This is a genomic window from Streptomyces sp. NRRL F-5630, assembly GCF_000719475.1.
In the GTDB taxonomy this organism is placed as follows: Bacteria; Actinomycetota; Actinomycetes; order Streptomycetales; family Streptomycetaceae; genus Streptomyces.
This window is the reverse complement of record NZ_JOGO01000029.1, coordinates 1-16,077: the sequence shown is the minus strand read 5'-3', so window position 1 is coordinate 16,077 and position 16,077 is coordinate 1. Positions and strand designations below refer to the sequence as shown.

Sequence of the window (16,077 nt, the reverse complement as noted above, 5' to 3'; positions counted from 1 at the left end):
CCCTCAGCGGAGCTTCGGGTCGAGGGCGTTGCGGACGGCTTCGCCGAGCATGATGAAGGCGAAAACGGTGAGCGTCAGCATGATCGAGGGGTACAGCAGCACGTGCTGGGCCACCCGGATCTGGGCGAGGCCGTCGGAGATGTCGGCGCCCCAGGAGACGGCCGGGGCGGAGAGCCCGAGGCCGAGGTAGGAGAGCGTCGCCTCCGCGCCGATGTACGTGCCGAGCGCGATGGTCGCGACGACGATCACGGGGGCCATGGCGTTCGGCAGGATGTGCCGGACCATGATCCGCGAGGTGCTCGCGCCGAGGGCCTTCGCGGCCTGCACGTAGTCGGACTGCTTGACGGTGAGCACCGAGCCGCGCATGACGCGGGTGATCTGCGTCCAGCCGAGGATGCCGAGCGCGGCGGCGACGAGCCACCACTTGCGGTCGGTGAAGGCGTTCATGACCAGCATGGCGCCGAGCAGGAACGGGATGCCGAAGAAGATGTCGGTCAGGCGGGACAGGATGGCGTCGAGCCAGCCGCCGAAGTACCCGGCGATCATGCCGACGAAGCTGCCGAGCAGCGTCACGATGATCGTCGCGCCGAAGCCCACGAGGACCGAGTTGCGGGTGCCGTGGACGAGGCGGGAGTACACCGAGCGGCCCTGCTGGTCGTAACCGAGCCAGTCGGCCTGGAAGACGTGGCCGAGCTTCGGCTTGCTCAGGTAGTGGTTCTGCAGGTCCGTCGCCGTCGGGTCGGCGCCCGTGAAGAGACCGGGGAACGCCGACATGACGATGAGCAGCAGGATGATCAGCACGGAGATGATGAACATGGGCCGGCGGCGCAGGTCCACCCAGGCGTCGCCCCACAGGCTGCGGTTGTTGTTCGTCGCGGCCTTCTCGACGACGGCGGTGTCAGCGGTGGGGACCGCCTCGCCGAGCGTGTGCTGCGCGGCTTCGTCGGCCGCTTCCTTGGTGAGGTCAGGCATAGCGAATCCTCGGGTCCAGGACCGCGTAGAGCAGGTCGACGAGCAGGCTGCACAGCAGGTAGACGAGGACGAGGATCGTCACGAGTCCCACCAGCGTGGTGCCCTCACGGCGCACGAGGGATTCGTAGATCGTCCCGCCGACGCCCTGGATGTTGAAGGCGCCCTCGGTCACGATCGCGCCACCCATGAGGGCACCGAGGTCGGTACCGAGAAAGGTGACGACGGGAATCAGCGAGTTGCGCATGAGGTGCACACCGATGACGCGGCGCCGGGGCAGGCCCTTGGCGACGGCGGTGCGCATGTAGTCGGCGCGGCGGTTCTCGACGAGCGTGCCCCGGGTCAGGCGGGCGACGTAGGCCAGCGACGCCGTCGCCAGCACCGCCGCGGGCGCGAGCATCTGCCCCAAGTTGTTGCTGTCGTTGACGTTTGGTGGCAGATCCGCCGGGAACAAGATCGCGGTCTTGACGAGGAACGCGAGCACGAACACCGGGATGGCGATGAAGAGCAGCGTCAGGACCAGGATCGCCTGATCCAGGAACTTGCCCGCGAACATGCCGGAGAGGATGCCGAGGGTGATGCCGAAGACGATCTCCAGGACGAGCGCGAGGACCGCGAGCCTGATGGTCACCGGGAAGGCGTCGCCGAGGATGTCGGTCACCGGACGTCCGCTCGCGATCTGCGTGCCGAAGTCGAAGTGGGCAACCATGTTCCACATGTAGTTGCCGTACTGCACAAATATGTTGCGGTCGAGACCGTATTCGTGCTTGAGCGAGTCGAGCTGCGCTCCAGAGGGGGTTTTGTCCCCGAAAAGACCTCTCACGGGGTCGCCGGGCAGGGCGTAGACCGCGATAAAGATCAGCAGAGTGGTCCCGATGAACACCGGGATCATCTGGAGCAGGCGTCGTATGACGTAGCGCCCCATCGTGCCTCCATGTAGTCACAGCTGACAGCCAACGGGCCCTCCCCCGACGTCCGGTGCGTCCGTCGGAAAAGGGCCCCCAGCTGCGGCTATGCGCCCGGCCGGCGGTGTTCGCACCGGCCGGGTCGCAACGAGCCTGGATTCTTTTGTTACTTCTTGACCTGGATCTGCGTCAGGATCGGGTCACCGGTCTGCGAGTAGTCCACGTTCTGGACCTTCGGGGAGTAGCCGGCGTTGACCTTGTAGTACCAGAGCGGGATCGCCGGCATGTACTCGACGAGCTTCTTCTCGACCTCCTGGTACTCCTTCACGGAGTCCTCCAGGGTCTTGGCCGAGTCGGCCTTCGAGATCAGCTCGTCGACCTCCTTATTGGCGAAGCCGCTCTGGTTGCCGTCCGACTTCGAGCCGTAGAGGTCACGGAGGAAGTTGGCGTTCATCGGGTAGTCGAGCACCCAGGCGCTGCGGTAGAAGGACTTGACCTGCTTGGCGTCACGGGCGTCCAGGTCGGCCTGGAAGTCGGCCTTCGAGTCGCCCACGCACTTGATGCCGGTCGCCTTGGTGATGGAACCGCAGACGGCCTCCACCCAGTCCTTGTGCCCACCGTCGGCGTTGTACTGGATCGAGATCTTGTTGCCCGGGACGCCGCCGCCCTCCTTGATGAACTTCTTGGCCTTGGCCGGGTCGTACTTGGTGACGTCACCGGCGACGTTGGCCTGGTAGCCGTTGACGCCCTTGGCGACGAAGCCGGTGGCGGGCTCGCGGGTGCCCTGGAGCACGGTCTTGGTGATCGTGTCGCGGTCGATCGCCATGGACAGACCCTGGATGACCTTCGGGTCGACGTCCTTGAACTGCTTGCCGTAGAAGGCGGGGGTGATCGACTGGATCGCGGAGTAGGCCTTGTCCACCGCGCGGTCGCCGAGGTCGGTCTTGTAGACCGGGAGGTCCTTCGTGCCGATCTGGCGGAGCACGTCGACGTTGCCGGACTTGAGGTCCTCGTAGGCGGTGTCCAGGGTGGAGTAGTTCTTGAAGACCACCCCGCCGTTCTGTGCCTTGTCCGGGCCCTGGTAGCCGTCGAACTTGGTGACCTTGATCTGCTTCTTGTGGTCCCAGCTCACGAACTTGTAGGGGCCGTTGCCGATCGGCTTCTCACCGGCGGCCTTCGGGTCCTTGTAGAAGGACTCGGGGAGCGGGGAGAAGACCTCGTAGCCGAGCTTGTACTCGAAGTACGGCAGGGACTTGCTCAGCTCGATCGTGAAGGTGTTGTCGTCGACGACCTTCAGGCCGGACATCTCCTCGGCCTTGGGCTTGCCCTTGGCCGGGGCGACGTCGTCGTAGCCCTTGATGTCGGAGAACCAGGCGCTGTTCTTCTGCTTGTTCGCCGGCTGGGCGGCCCAGTTCCACGCCTTGACGTAGGACTCGGCGGTGACGGTGGTGCCGTCGTGGAACTTCCAGCCCGGCTTCAGCTTGACCGTGTAGGTCTTGCTGTCCTTGGTGTCCACCGACTGGGCGTTGACCATCTTGATCTTGCCCTTGGCGTCGTAGTCGACGAGCTGCGAGAACAGCGACTTGACGACGAGGCTGCCGTTGGACTCCATCGTGTTCGCCGGCTGGAGCGGGTTCTGGGGCTCGCCGGTCTCGACGGAGAAGACCCCCTTGGCGTTTACCGCGCCCGAGGCGGGCTTCTTGCTGCTGTCGCCGTCGTCGCTGCCACAGGCGGTAGCCGCCAGGGCGATGATCGCCGCGCCCGCAACCCACTTGGCGCTTGTCGCACCACGCATGGGGTTCCTCCTCATGAGTCCACTTGTCCACTGCAAAGAGAGGGGCGCACGACACATGCCGACGACGGTGCCTTCATGGAGTGCTGCGCCTCAGTGTGCTCGTGAGTCGGCGCGACAGCGCGTGACCCATTGACCCGAGCTCTACGGCGAACACTATTCGTCATTTGAACGACGACTGACCACACCCTTTTGGTCTCGGTTCGGTCACACCTGTGCCAGTCGGCTCTTAAAATCCGGACAAATAGAGGCGAAGCAGATGGGTGCGAAACGGACTCGTTACACAGTTATCGGTCAGGGTGTTCCGCTATTCGGACACTTCTCGAAGGAAAACCGGTTGCGGAAAGTACGCATCCGCATCGCTTCGTCCGGTGGTGACCCTCCGTGGTCGACGCGCGTCAACCTGGCGAACGGGAGGCGGCCTCATGGGTATTGAGGAGCGCGCCGCGCACCAGGGTGCCATGAGGGGGCGGCGGAGGGGAGGGCACCTCGGGAAAACGGGCGGCCGAGGGGCGGGCCGAGGGGTCGGACCAACGGCGGGACGGCCCGACGGTGAGGCGGGCGGGCCATGGGATGGGCCGACGGTGAGGCGGGCCCAGGGGGCGGGCCAACGACGCGGCGGGCCAACAGGGGCCGCGACAAGCGGGCCGCGCAGGGGGCGGCCGAGAGAGGCGGGTCTTCCACCGCGGGCGTACCTGCGCCGCGATGGGCCAACGGCGGGCCGAGGGTGGGGCGGGGCGGCCGTAAGGGGCCGAAGGTGGGCCGGGGCGGCGGTGGGGCGGGCGGGAGAACCCGGCCGCCCCACCGCCGTTCAGCGTTGTCAGCAGTACTTCTTCTTCACCGCGTACGCCATGCTCTTGGTGCTGACCTTCTCACCGCAGCGCACGACGCCCCTCCCCAGGGGGCCGAAGCTCTTGGCGGTCCCGTAGTTGACCTTGATCCACTTGGTGCCCCGGTCGCACTTGTACCCCTGCCAGGTCCCCTTCGCCGTCTGCCGACCGCTGTAGAAGTAGTAACGACCCTTCTTCGTCAGCGTTTGGGTGACCTTGACGGTCTCCGCCTTCGTGGTTTCCTTCTTGTGGGTGTAGGAGCCCGAGAGGCTCGCGTCCAGGCTGCCGAGGACCTTGCCGATGCTGAAGCCCGCCTTGCCACCGGCGGTCACGGACCAGTCGGAGCTGACCTTCTTGGTGGACTTGAGGGTCCTGCTGACCTTGTACTTCCCCCCGGAGGGGTTGTCGTAGGACGTCACCTTGTTGGTGAGGGCGTAACTGCTGCTCTTCTGCACCCAGCTGACTGTCTTGGAGTTCGGCGTGCAGATGTTCTGCCCCGCCTGCGCCGTCGCGGCCGGTCCGAGCGCCAGGAACGAGGCTCCGAGACCGATACCGGCCAGGGCGACCGTCATGCGTCGCGTTTTCATGAATCCCCCATGAATGCTCCGGCCCCGGGCGGAAACCCGGGCGTCCGGTGCCCGCCGCGACCGGCGGGCACCACCGATACAAGCAGCGGCTTTCGCCGTCGACCGGCAAGTTGAGCGAAACTTGAGGCTTCTGTAAACGGACGACCACTCCCCGTGCCCAGGGAGCGGAGGCGATGTCCGGTCATGCCGAGGGCCCGGCGCTCCTTCGCGGGAGCGCCGGGCCCTCGGTGCATGGCTCAACTCGGCGGCGTACGGCTCGTGTCGGCCGCGCACGGCTCAACTCGCCCGCGTACGAGGTGTGTCGGCCGTCTACCGGAGTGTCAGCCGTGCTTCGCGCGGGAGGCGGAGCGGGCGCGGTCGCGGCCGTCGAGGACGACCTTGCGGATGCGGACCGTCTCCGGGGTGACCTCGACGCACTCGTCGTCGCGGCAGAACTCCAGGGACTGCTCCAGGGAGAGCTTCCGCGGCGGCACCAGGGACTCGGTGACATCGGCCGTGGAGGAGCGCATGTTGGTGAGCTTCTTCTCCTTGGTGATGTTGACGTCCATGTCGTCGGCGCGCGAGTTCTCGCCGACGATCATGCCCTCGTACACCTCGGTGCCGGGCTCGACGAAGAGGACGCCGCGCTCCTGGAGGTTCGTCATCGCGAAGGCGGTGACGGAGCCGGCGCGGTCGGCGACGAGCGAGCCCGAGGAACGGGTGCGCAGCTCGCCGAACCACGGCTCGTGGCCCTCGAAGATCGAGTGCGCGATGCCCGTGCCACGCGTCTGCGTGAGGAACTCCGTACGGAAGCCGATGAGGCCGCGCGCGGGGACGACGAACTCCATGCGGACCCAGCCGGAACCGTGGTTCGTCATGGTCTCCATGCGGCCCTTGCGGACGCCCATGAGCTGCGTGACCGCGCCCATGTGCTCCTCGGGGACGTCGACCGTCATGCGCTCGACGGGCTCGTGCAGCTTGCCGTCGATCTCCTTGGTGACGACCTGCGGCTTGCCCGCCGTCAGCTCGAAGCCCTCGCGGCGCATCTGCTCGATGAGGATGGCGAGCGCCAGCTCACCGCGGCCCTGCACCTCCCAGGCGTCGGGACGCTCGGTGGGCAGCACGCGGAGCGAGACGTTGCCGATCATCTCGCGGTCCAGGCGGTCCTTGACGAGACGGGCGGTGACCTTGCGGTCCTTGACGGCCGACTTGTCGGCGCCCTTGCCGCCGGGGCCCCGGCCCACGAGCGGTGAGGTGTTGGTGCCGAGCGTCATCGAGATGGCGGGCTCGTCGACCGTGATGAGCGGCAGCGCGACCGGGTTCTCGGGGTCGGCGAGGGTCTCGCCGATGGTGATCTCCGGGATGCCCGCGACGGCGCAGATGTCGCCGGGGCCCGCCTTCTCGGCGGGCTTGCGGGTGAGCGCCTCGGTCATGAGCAGCTCGGTGATGCGCACGTTCTGGATCGAGCCGTCGCGCTTGATCCACGCGACGGTCTGGCCCTTGCGCAGCTCGCCCTGCTCGACGCGGCACAGCGCGATGCGGCCGAGGAAGTTGTCGGCGTCGAGGTTGGTGACGTGCGCCTGGAGGGGCGCGGCGTCGTCGTACTCGGGGGCCGGGACGGTGTCCAGGAGGGTGGAGAAGAACGGCTCCAGGCTCGTGGAGTCGGCCGGGACGGTGCCGTCCTCGGGCTTGGTGAGCGAGGCCACGCCGTCGCGCGCGCAGGCGTAGACGATCGGGAACTCGATCTGCTCCTCGTCCGCGTCGAGGTCGAGGAAGAGGTCGTACGTCTCGTCGATGACCTCGGAGATGCGCGAGTCGGGGCGGTCCGTCTTGTTGATGCAGAGGATGACGGGCAGCCGCGCCTCCAGCGCCTTGCGGAGCACGAAGCGGGTCTGCGGGAGGGGGCCCTCGGAGGCGTCGACCAGGAGCACCACCGCGTCCACCATCGACAGGCCGCGCTCGACCTCACCGCCGAAGTCGGCGTGGCCGGGGGTGTCGATGATGTTGATGGTGATGGGCTCGCCCCCGTCCTTGGGGTGGTACTTCACGGCCGTGTTCTTGGCCAGGATCGTGATGCCCTTCTCACGTTCCAGGTCGTTGGAGTCCATCATGCGGTCGTCCAGGTTCTCCGCCGCGTGCGCGGCGAAGGCCCCGGCCTGCTTCAGCATGGCGTCGACCAGCGTCGTCTTCCCGTGGTCGACGTGGGCGACGATGGCGACGTTACGGATGTCATGGCGCGTGGGCACTTGCGGCGATTCTCCCGAGTCGTGGATGGCTGCGCGTCCGGTGTCGTACGCGCGCCCTGCCGGGCGGAACATGCCACGGCCTCACCCCATCGTACGGGGCCCGTACCGGGTGGCGCGGTACGGGCCCCGTGGGCGGTCCCGGGAGGAGACGGGGGTCACTCCCCGGCGGGCGCCTCCGTCTTCCTCGCCGGCTTCTCGACCGGCGCCTTCGTCCCCTTCGGGCCGTTCCCGCCCTTCTTCGCGAAGCCGATGTTCTCCCAGTCCGGGGTGGCGAAGCCGAAGGCCCCGGCGTTACGGAGGTCGGAGCGCGCGGCGACGAGTTCGGGGCGCTGGTAGAGCGGGATGGAACCGGCGGCGGCCCAGATGCGGGCGTCCGCCTTCTTCACGAGCTGCCCGGCCTCCTTGGCGTCCAGGGTTCCGGCCGCCTGGTCGAGGAGCTGGTCGATGCGGTCCGTGCCGACGCGGGTGTAGTTCTGGTCGACGTTGAGCGAGCCGTCGGCCGCCGGGACGGGCTTGCCGTAGACGGGGCGCGCGTCGGTGGCGGGGAAGGCGGTGCCCGGCCAGGACCAGAGCGCCATGTCGTAGTCGCCGGTCGCGATGTGGTCCTTGAAGTAGGAGGCGTCGGACACCTTCTGCACCTGGGTGCGGATGCCGATCTTCTCGACCATGCCCGTGATCTTCTCGCCGACCTCACGGAGCTGCGCGGAACCGGCGCCCGAGGGGACGACGAAGCGGAGCGTGAGGGGCTTGCCGTCCTTGCCGAGCACGGCGGGGACCCCGGCGGGGCCCGCCTTGGGCGCGGCCTCGCCCTTCTCCTCCGGCGACCGCGGCGCGGGGGTGCCCTTGGGGGCGTAGGCCCCGGCGGCGCCCGCGGCCTTCGCGGGCGGGGCCGCCATCGCGTACGCCTGGTGGAGGAGGACGGACTGCGGGGGCACGGGGGCGGGCGCGAGCGGAGCGGAGTCCTTCGCCTTCTTCCCGGCCTCGCTCTTCTTCTTCGAAGCGGCCTTCTTCCCGGCCGCCGCGTGCGCCTTCCCGGCGTCGGCGCCGCTCTTCTCGCCGCGCGCCTCGTCCGCGGGCGCCTTGCCGTCCGTACGTGCCGCGCTCCCCGCCTTGCCGTCGGCGCCCGCGCCCGCCTTGCCCTGCGCGGCCTCGTCCTTCTTCGCCTCCTCGCCGGAGACGGCCGGCCGGTAGCCCGCGTCGGAGAGGAGGGCCTGCGCCTCGACGGCGTCCTGCTTGCCGAGGGCGCCGCTGCTGTCGGCGTAGGCGTCCTGACCGGCGAGGGCGAGGTGGCTGCCGACCGGGTCGGCGGGCAGGCCGAGGGGCTTGAGCACGAGCTGGGCGAGGGACTTGCGGTCGAGGGCGCGGGCCACGGCGCGGCGGACGCGCTCGTCGGAGAGGGGGCCCGACTCGCCGTTGAGCGCGAGCTGCGTGTAGGCGGGTTCGAGGCTCTTGCGCAGGCGGTAGCGGCCCAGGCTCCGCTGCTGGGCCTCCTCGACGGCGCGGGCCTCGGCGAGGTCGGCGCGGTTCTGCCGCTCCAGGCGGTTGACCTGCTCCGGCGAACCCTTCGCGAAGGCGCGGGAGTAGACGTCGGCGGCGACGGCGCCCGCGGCGTTCGGGCCGCTTCGCGGGGCGAGCGGACCGCCGTCGCCCTTGCCGGCGCGGGCGACGCGGGCGGCCTCGTCCTGTTCGACGGGGGCGAGGTCGACACGTCCGTCGAGCATCGCCTTGACCCGCTTGCCGGCGGGGACCGCGCGCAGGACGAGGGCGTCGAGCTTGGCGCGGTCGCCCCACCAGCGGGTGTCGCGCTCCAGGGTGAGATCGCCGCCGCCGCGGTCCTCCTTGCCGACCCGGAAGGGGCCCGCGCTCACGGCCAGCCCGGTGCGGGCGCTGTCGTTGAAGGTCTCGGGGCTGCCCATGACCTCCTTCGGGTACAGCGGCGAGAAGAGGGCGCGCCAGTCCGCGTACGGCTTGGCGAAGGTGATCCGCACCTCCTGCGCGTTCGCGCCGCGCTCGACCTTCGCGATGCGGTCGTAGCCCGCGTTGCGCGCGGTCGAGTACTTGCTGTGGGAGCCGCGCAGGGCCTGCCACTGGGCGGCGAAGTCGTCGGCGCCGATGTCGCGGCCGTTGTTCCAGGCCGCCTTGGGGTCGAGGTGGTAGACGACGACCTGGCGGGGCTCGGTGGTCTCGACCTTCGCGTCGCGCAGGTAGGCGGCGGAGCGGGTGGGGCGGCCCTGCCGGTCCAGGTGGAACATCGAGGGCAGCGTGGCCGAGGCGACGCGCGCCGTGGTGGTGTCGGCGTCGGCCTGGAAGGTGTTGAGGGTGCTGGGGAGCCGGTCGACCGCCCAGTGCAGGGTGCCGCCCTCGGCGACACGGTCACGTGCGGCCTGGTGGACGTCGGGCGCGACGACGTGCGCCGCGTGCGCGCCGCCGCCGTCGCCGGAGCAGGAGGCGAGGGCGGGCACGGCGAGCACGCCTGCCACCAGGAACACGGCGGAACGCAGTCTCGGGCCGCTGTACGACGACATCGTGCTGGTACCTCCGTGGCGTGACGCCCTTGTCCGACTGTCTGCTTACTGTCCGATCACATCTATTGCCCTCCACGCGGGAAGTGCTGAGCACCGCACCCGGTTGGCCCACGGAAGTCCCCCGGGGGAAGCAGCGGCGGGAGAGGCGGGCGCGGGACGGGTACCTCTCCCCCATGACCCGCATCGTCGCCGACATCTCGGTCTCCCTCGACGGCTTCGTCACCGGCCCCGCTCCCGGGCCCCTCAACGGGCTCGGTGACGGCGGCGAGGCACTGCACACCTGGGCGTTCTCGGACGATCCCGAGGACCGGCGGGTGCTCGGCGAGGGGACGGCGCGCTCCGGGGCCGTCGTGCTGGGGCGGCGGCTCTTCGACGTGGTGGACGGGCCCGGCGGGTGGGACGACGAGGTGGGGTACGGGGCGGGGGTGGCCGGGCGGCCCGCCTTCTTCGTCGTGACGCGCGCGAAGCCGCGGTCCGTACGGCTCGGAGCGCTCGACTGGACCTTCGTCACGACCGGCCTGCCCGACGCCGTCGCCGCCGCGCGCGTCCGCGCCGAGGCGGCCTCGGCCGCGGCGGGACGGGAGCTCGACGCCGTGCTCATGGGCGGCGCCGCGCTCATCCGCTCGGCCTTCGAGGCGGGGCTCGTCGACGTCCTCTCGCTGCACCTCTCCCCCGTCCTGCTCGGCGCGGGCACCCCGCTCTTCACCGGCGGCACGGCGCGCTCGCTCGTGCAGCGGGACGTGCGCGTGACGTCCACGGCGACGCACCTCACGTACGACGTGCTCTGACGGCGTACGCGGGAGGGGAGTATGCGGGAGGGGAGGCCACCGCGCCGGTGGCCTCCCCTCCCGCGCCGGGCGCCCGGTCTCAGCCGAGGAGCGCGGTGATCTCCTCGGTCGTGCCGGTCTCGCCGAGACGCGGGAAGACGTGCGCGACGCTGTTGGCGTGGGCGTCGGCGTTCATGTCGGTGACGGCGTCGGTCACGACGGTGACGTTGTAGCCGTACTCGTGCGCGAAGCGCGCCGTGGACTCGACGCCGATGCTCGTCGCGATGCCGGTCAGGACGACCTGGGTGACGCCCCGGCGGCGGAGCTGCGAGTCGAGGTCGGTGCCGTAGAAGGCGCCCCACGTCCGCTTTGTGACGCGGATGTCGGAGTCCTGCGCGTCCAGCTCGGAAACGAGGTCCGCCCAGTCGGCCGGGGGCTGCTCGCCGCGTGCGGGGGCCTCGTTGCGGCCGGGGGCGGCGCCCGTCACGTTGACGAGCACGACGGGCAGGCCCTTGGCGCGGAAGGCGGCGGCGAGACCGGCGGAACGCGCGACGACGTCCTTCGAGGGGACGGGCGCGCCCGTCAGGGCGGCGATGCCCTTCTGGAGGTCGACGACGATCAGCGCGGTGCGGGCGTCGAGAGTGGTGGCGGTCATGGGTGGTGCTCCTTCGTGGCGGGGAAGAGGGGCCGCTCAGGCGCGGGGGCGCGGGGAGCGGCGCGGGAGGGTGCGGGCGAGGGCCGGGGGCGGGGGCGTGAGCGCGCGCCGGGCGGTGCGGGCGGCCCCGGTGCCGGGGGCTCCGGGGACGGGCGCGAGGGCCGGGGGGCGGTCGGCTCCCGGGCGGCGGCCGGGGCCGCCGGGGGTAGGGACGGCGGCGTAGTGGGTCCGCGTGGCGGCGTGGTGGGCCGGGGCGGCGGCGTCTCGGACCGGCGCGGGAGCGCGAGGTATCGGCGCGAGAGGCATCGGCGCGGGAGGTATCGCCACCGGAGCGTGAGGTGTCCGCGCGGCGGCTTCGGCCAGGGCGGCAGCAGGGGAACGCGGGGCGCCGGTCACCCTTCGGCCACCTTGCCGAGGAGGGTCACGGCCTCGGCGACGAGGGCGCGTTCCCCGGGGGTCAGCTGGGTGTCGAGGGCGTGGGTGAGCCACGTGCGTTTGGCGGCGCGGACCTCGGCGAGGACGGCCCGGCCGCGCTCGGCGACCGAGACGACGGACTGGCGGCCGTCCCCGGGGTCGGGCGTGCGCGCGACGAGGCCCTGGTCGTGCAGGTGGCCGAGCGTCGCGCGCATCGACTGGGGGCGGACGTGCTCGGCGCGGGCGAGCGCCGCCGTGGTCATCGGGCCCTCGCGGTCGAGGCGGGAGAGCGCGGAGCGCTGGGTGGGGCTGAGGAGGCTGCCCGCGGACTGCGTCCGCAGGCGCCGCACGAGCAGCCCGGCCACCGAGGTCAGCTCGTCGGCGAGCCGCGCGCTGTCCGGGTGCGGCGCGCCGGGGCGCCCGGTCGGGGCGGTGGGCTCGGTCATGACGGCCACCGTACGAGTTCGACAGGGAAACTTGCAAACCTACTTGGCTATTCTGACGTCGGCAGAGGCCGCGCCCGAGCCGGGCGAGCAGCCGCCCACCCTCGGAGGCCCTTGCTCTCACCCGTCGCCGAACCTAGGATGAATGCGCTTTCATTCGGTGTGACAGGACAGGCGATGGTGCTGCTGTGAGCGACACTCCCACGGTCTACGACGTGGCGGAGCAGTCGGGCGTGTCCATCGCCACCGTCTCCCGCGTCTACCGCAGCCCCGATTCCGTGCGTCCGGCGACGCGCGAGAAGGTGCTCGCCGCGGCCCGCGCCCTCGGCTACGTGCCGAGCGGCAGCGCGCGCGGTCTCGCGAGCCGCACCACGGGGATCATCGGCCTGTGCTTCCCCGACTACGCCGACCCGGACGCGGAATCCGGGGCCGGCGAGGGCGACGAGGAGGCGGGCACGCTCTACTCGGACCAGATCATCAGGGGCATGGAGCGCGCGGCCCGCCGCCACGGCTACGCGCTGCTCATCGCCGCCTCGCTGGCGGGCGGCCCGGAGAGCCTGGTCGCGAAGGTCGCGGGGCGCGTGGACGGCTTCGCCGTGCTCGCGCGGACGGTGCCGACCGAGGACCTGGAGGTCATCTCGCGGCGCGTGCCCGTCGTGATGCTCGCGGGGCCGCGCGAGATAGACCACATGGACCACATCGAGGTCGCCAACCGCGACGGTGAGTACCAGCTCACGCGCCACCTCCTCGCGGACCACGGGCTGCGCCGCCTCGCCTTCATCGGCAGCGCCGACGAGTCGCCCGACGTGGGCGCCCGCTTCGAGGGCTACCGCGACGCCCTGCGCGAGGCCGGGCTCCCCGTGCCCGAAGCACCCGACCTGCGCGCCCCGCTGATGACACGGGCCGAGGGCTCCCGCGCGACGCGCGCCCTCCTCGACCGCCCGGGCCCGCGTCCCGAGGCACTCGTCTTCGCGAACGACCAGATGGCGGTCGGCGCCCTGCACACGCTGGAGGAGGCCGGGGTACGGGTCCCGGAGGACCTCGCCGTCACGGGTTTCGACGGCATCCCGCTGAGCCGCGTCGTCCGCCCCCCGCTCACCACGGTGCGCCAGCCGATGCGCCGCATGGGCGAGGAGGCCGCCGAACTCCTCATCCAGCGCGTCTCGGAGCCCCAGCGCACCCCACCGGTCTCCCGGGTGCTGCCCGTCGCGGTGACACGACGGGCTAGCTGCGGGTGCGGGGAACCCTGGGAAGGCGGGGCCGGGGGGCGCTGAGTCCGTATCCCCCGCTCCGCGCCCTCACCCCTCCGCCGCCGGGCGGCCCCGGGCGAACCTCGCCGGGGTCGTGCCCAGGAAGCGGCGGAAGTGGCGGGTCAGGTGCGGCTGGTCGTAGAAGCCGGACTCCGTGGCGGCACGGGCGGCGGGGACGCCGCCCAGGAGGAGGCGGCGGGCGCGGTCGAGGCGGCGGGAGGTCACGTACTGGTGGGGCGCGATGCCGAAGGCGCGCGTGAAGGCGCGGATGAGGTGGGTCTCGTCGGCGTGCAGGAGGCGGGCCGCCTCGGCCAGGCTCAGGGAGGCAGGGAGGCGGGCGTCGAGCAGGTCGCGCAGGTCGTGGGGCAACGACCTGGCGTGGGGCGGCTGTTCGGGCGGCGCGCCCAAGTGGCGGCGCAGGCGCTCCACGACCAGGGCCAGCCTGCTCTCCGCCTCCAACTCCTCGCCCGGGTACGTCAGTACGGAGTGCAGGCGCCCGACGCGGTCGCGGAGCAGGGGGTCGGCGAGGTCCGGGCTGTCGGCGGCCGGGCCCGTCAAGTCCGTCCCCAGGCGCGTGAGATCGAGATACAGGACGCGTTTGCGGAAGCCGCCGGGGCTCGCCGCGGAGCCGTTGTGCGGGACGTACGGGGGCAGCAGCGAGACCATGCCGCGCGGGGTGCCGTGCGGGTGCCTGCCCAGGTCGTAGCGGACCGCGCCGTCGTCCACGATGAGCAGCGTCCACGCCTCGTGCACGTGCATGGGGTACGCGTGGTCCGTGAAGCGCGCGTGCAGCACCTCCGTCACCCCGGGGAGGGAGGGCCGCCACGCCGAGATCTCGTGCCGGGTCGCCATCCTTCGAACGTACGCCAGGAACGTACAAGAACGCGGCGCGCCCCCGCCGCGAGGCTGGCCCCATGACCAGCACCGACGCCCCCGTCCGCTTCGACACCAAGATCGCCGTCCTGCTCCGCGACGACCTCGCCCCCTGGCAGCGGCTCAACGTGACCGCCTTCCTCGTCAGCGGCCTGGGCACCGAGGCCCCCGAGGTGATCGGCGAGCCGTACGCGGACGCGGACAGCACCCCGTACCTGCCGATGTTCCGCCAGCCGGTCCTCGTCTTCGAGGGCCCCGCCGCGCTGCTCACCACGGCCCACTCCCGCGCCCTCGCGCGCGCCCTGCCCCGCGCCGTCTTCACCGCCGACCTCTTCGCGACGGGCCATGACGCGGCCAACCGCGCCGCCGTCCGCGCGGTCCCCGGGGCGAAGCTCGACCTCGTGGGGCTCGCGGTGTACGGGCCGAAGAACGCGGTGGACAAGACGCTGAAGGGGGCGCGGATGCACCCGTAGGAACGCGCGGCGGGAAACACGCTCCACCCGGGCCGCCGCCCCGGGCTACCCCGGCATGTGGGCGGCGAAGAAGTCCGTGCGGGCCTGTGCGAGCGCCGTGCGGTCGGTCGCCTCCTCCGCGTGCGGGTGGTGCCCGGCCCGCAGCAGGAAGGGCTCGCCCGCGGCGGGGAGCGCGTTGTGCACGGCGAACTGGCCGGGGGGCGGTACGGCGGGATCGTAGAGCGCGGCGGCGACGAGCGTCGGGACACGGATCAGCGTCGCCGCCGTCGCCGCGTCGAAGTACGCGAGGACGTCAGTGACCTCGGGGTGCTCGGCGTGGTACCTCCGTACCGACTCGCCGCTGCCCACGCTCGGCAGCGTGAGCCGCAGCGGGTGGTTGCCGAAGGTCGGCACGGTGAGCTGCGCCGCGACGAAGCGCTCGTCCCACGGCAGCGCGAGCGCGCCGAGGCCGCCGCCGAGGCTCTCGCCGAGGTAGCCGAGGCGGGGCCCGGCGAGGGCGGGCACGAGGTCGACGAGCGCGCTCGCCGCGCACCACAGATCGGCGACGCACTCGCCGAGCACGGACGTCTCGCGGCTCGCGATGCCGTGCAGCACGTGGGCGTCCGCCTCGGCCGGAACCCCCTCGACGAGCCCGCGCGCGGGCAGTCCGCGCAGGCACGGCAGGATCGCGGCGGACTGCCCGAGCGGCAGCGGCAGATCGGGCCCCGGGCGGTCGCGGCCCCCGTAGCCGTGCCCGATCACGAATCCGTGCCGGACGGGCCCTTCGGTGGGCAGCGCGCACCAGCCGCCGAGCCGCACCCCGCCGAGCGAGGTGTAGGTGACGGAGCGGATCACGAGGCCGTCGCGCTCGTCCTCGACGGGCCCCAGCTCGGGTTCCGTCACGACCGCGCGCGCCCGCTCCCGCAGCCGCCCCCAGAACGCGCCGAAGTCGTCGGGCGCGGGGGGCGCGGGCACGGCGAGCAGGGCGGGAAGCTCGTAGCCGTACGTGGGATCGAAGCCGTACGGGCCCTCGCCCGTGCCCGGCGAGGCGGCGCCAGGCCCCTGCGGCGGCGTGTCGTCTGCGTGCACCATGATTGCCGACCCTACGGCCTCCCATCGGCCCCAACGACTCGGTGGCGGCCCCACGGGTCACCCGGCCACCCTCCCCTTGGCTCGCCTCACCCGCCTCCCCGGTGACCGGGGGACGGCCGCGGGCCGAGCCGGGGCCCGCCGCGATCCGAGCCGGGGCCGCCACAACCCGAGCTGAGGCCCGCCGCGATCCGAGCCGGCGCCGCCGCCCACGGGGCCCACCGCGGCCCGAGCCGCGCCCCCGTCGCGGCCCCCGCCGGGGCCCGATCGCCTCCGCCCCCACCTCCCCGGCCCCCAATCC

General features: G+C 71.7%; 13 protein-coding genes. 3 read left to right on the top strand and 10 right to left on the bottom strand.

Annotation, left to right across the window (positions count from 1 at the left end; genetic code table 11):
- Positions 1-3 precede the first annotated feature (3 nt).
- From IF99_RS0115600 to IF99_RS0115575, 6 genes are all read right to left on the bottom strand, one after another.
- The gene (locus IF99_RS0115600) at positions 4-972 is read right to left on the bottom strand and encodes an ABC transporter permease (protein ID WP_030997097.1); all 969 of its coding nucleotides are present in this window, start codon (positions 970-972) and stop codon (positions 4-6) included.
- Entirely contained in the window at positions 965-1,894 is a 930-nt protein-coding gene (locus IF99_RS0115595) for an ABC transporter permease (protein WP_030997096.1), read from the bottom strand. The genes IF99_RS0115600 and IF99_RS0115595 overlap by 8 nt, the downstream gene beginning before the upstream one ends.
- A 146-nt stretch (positions 1,895-2,040) precedes the next feature.
- The gene (locus IF99_RS0115590) at positions 2,041-3,669 is read right to left on the bottom strand and encodes a peptide ABC transporter substrate-binding protein (RefSeq protein ID WP_030997095.1); all 1,629 of its coding nucleotides are present in this window, start codon (positions 3,667-3,669) and stop codon (positions 2,041-2,043) included.
- Between the two features lie 817 nt (positions 3,670-4,486).
- Positions 4,487-5,068, bottom strand: a complete 582-nt coding sequence (locus IF99_RS0115585; protein ID WP_030997094.1) for a hypothetical protein — start codon at positions 5,066-5,068, stop codon at positions 4,487-4,489.
- Between the two features lie 335 nt (positions 5,069-5,403).
- Entirely contained in the window at positions 5,404-7,308 is a 1,905-nt protein-coding gene (typA, locus tag IF99_RS0115580; protein WP_030997093.1) for a translational GTPase TypA, read from the bottom strand.
- A 155-nt stretch (positions 7,309-7,463) separates the two neighbouring features.
- Positions 7,464-9,833 (bottom strand): ABC transporter family substrate-binding protein, encoded by a 2,370-nt coding sequence (locus tag IF99_RS0115575; protein WP_030997092.1) that lies wholly within the window; start codon positions 9,831-9,833, stop codon positions 7,464-7,466.
- Positions 9,834-10,006: 173 nt separating this feature from the next.
- Here IF99_RS0115575 and IF99_RS0115570 point away from each other — a divergent pair, with 173 nt between their 5' ends.
- A complete protein-coding gene (locus IF99_RS0115570; RefSeq protein ID WP_030997091.1) occupies positions 10,007-10,621 on the top strand; it encodes a dihydrofolate reductase family protein in 615 nt (204 codons plus the stop codon).
- Positions 10,622-10,700: 79 nt separating this feature from the next.
- On the opposite strand, the gene IF99_RS0115565 is transcribed toward IF99_RS0115570, so the two are convergent.
- Positions 10,701-11,255 (bottom strand): isochorismatase family protein, encoded by a 555-nt coding sequence (locus tag IF99_RS0115565; RefSeq protein ID WP_030997090.1) that lies wholly within the window; start codon positions 11,253-11,255, stop codon positions 10,701-10,703.
- Positions 11,256-11,647: 392 nt separating this feature from the next.
- Positions 11,648-12,124 (bottom strand): MarR family winged helix-turn-helix transcriptional regulator, encoded by a 477-nt coding sequence (locus IF99_RS0115560; RefSeq protein ID WP_037827015.1) that lies wholly within the window; start codon positions 12,122-12,124, stop codon positions 11,648-11,650.
- A gap of 176 nt (positions 12,125-12,300) precedes the next feature.
- On the opposite strand from IF99_RS0115560, the gene IF99_RS0115555 reads away from it, so the two are divergent.
- Positions 12,301-13,386, top strand: coding sequence for a LacI family DNA-binding transcriptional regulator (locus IF99_RS0115555; RefSeq protein WP_030997088.1), 1,086 nt, complete (start codon positions 12,301-12,303; stop codon positions 13,384-13,386).
- A 24-nt stretch (positions 13,387-13,410) separates the two neighbouring features.
- Here the strand turns inward: IF99_RS0115555 and IF99_RS0115550 are convergent, their stop codons facing one another.
- Positions 13,411-14,214, bottom strand: coding sequence for an AraC family transcriptional regulator (locus IF99_RS0115550; RefSeq protein WP_030997087.1), 804 nt, complete (start codon positions 14,212-14,214; stop codon positions 13,411-13,413).
- A 62-nt stretch (positions 14,215-14,276) separates the two neighbouring features.
- On the opposite strand from IF99_RS0115550, the gene IF99_RS0115545 reads away from it, so the two are divergent.
- Positions 14,277-14,708 (top strand): DUF2000 domain-containing protein, encoded by a 432-nt coding sequence (locus tag IF99_RS0115545; RefSeq protein WP_030997086.1) that lies wholly within the window; start codon positions 14,277-14,279, stop codon positions 14,706-14,708.
- Positions 14,709-14,753: 45 nt separating this feature from the next.
- On the opposite strand, the gene IF99_RS0115540 is transcribed toward IF99_RS0115545, so the two are convergent.
- Positions 14,754-15,779 (bottom strand): acetylxylan esterase, encoded by a 1,026-nt coding sequence (locus IF99_RS0115540; protein ID WP_030997085.1) that lies wholly within the window; start codon positions 15,777-15,779, stop codon positions 14,754-14,756.
- Positions 15,780-16,077 lie beyond the last annotated feature (298 nt).

What these genes read in the sequence shown, in the direction of transcription:
- IF99_RS0115600 (WP_030997097.1), bottom strand. Translation starts at nt 972, where the DNA reads ATGCCTGACCTCACCAAGGAAGCGGCCGACGAAGCCGCGCAGCACACG.
- IF99_RS0115595 (WP_030997096.1), bottom strand. Translation starts at nt 1,894, where the DNA reads ATGGGGCGCTACGTCATACGACGCCTGCTCCAGATGATCCCGGTGTTC.
- IF99_RS0115590 (WP_030997095.1), bottom strand. Translation starts at nt 3,669, where the DNA reads ATGCGTGGTGCGACAAGCGCCAAGTGGGTTGCGGGCGCGGCGATCATC.
- IF99_RS0115585 (WP_030997094.1), bottom strand. Translation starts at nt 5,068, where the DNA reads ATGACGGTCGCCCTGGCCGGTATCGGTCTCGGAGCCTCGTTCCTGGCG.
- IF99_RS0115575 (WP_030997092.1), bottom strand. Translation starts at nt 9,833, where the DNA reads ATGTCGTCGTACAGCGGCCCGAGACTGCGTTCCGCCGTGTTCCTGGTG.
- IF99_RS0115570 (WP_030997091.1), top strand. Translation starts at nt 10,007, where the DNA reads ATGACCCGCATCGTCGCCGACATCTCGGTCTCCCTCGACGGCTTCGTC.
- IF99_RS0115565 (WP_030997090.1), bottom strand. Translation starts at nt 11,255, where the DNA reads ATGACCGCCACCACTCTCGACGCCCGCACCGCGCTGATCGTCGTCGAC.
- IF99_RS0115550 (WP_030997087.1), bottom strand. Translation starts at nt 14,214, where the DNA reads ATGGCGACCCGGCACGAGATCTCGGCGTGGCGGCCCTCCCTCCCCGGG.
- IF99_RS0115545 (WP_030997086.1), top strand. Translation starts at nt 14,277, where the DNA reads ATGACCAGCACCGACGCCCCCGTCCGCTTCGACACCAAGATCGCCGTC.
- IF99_RS0115540 (WP_030997085.1), bottom strand. Translation starts at nt 15,779, where the DNA reads ATGGTGCACGCAGACGACACGCCGCCGCAGGGGCCTGGCGCCGCCTCG.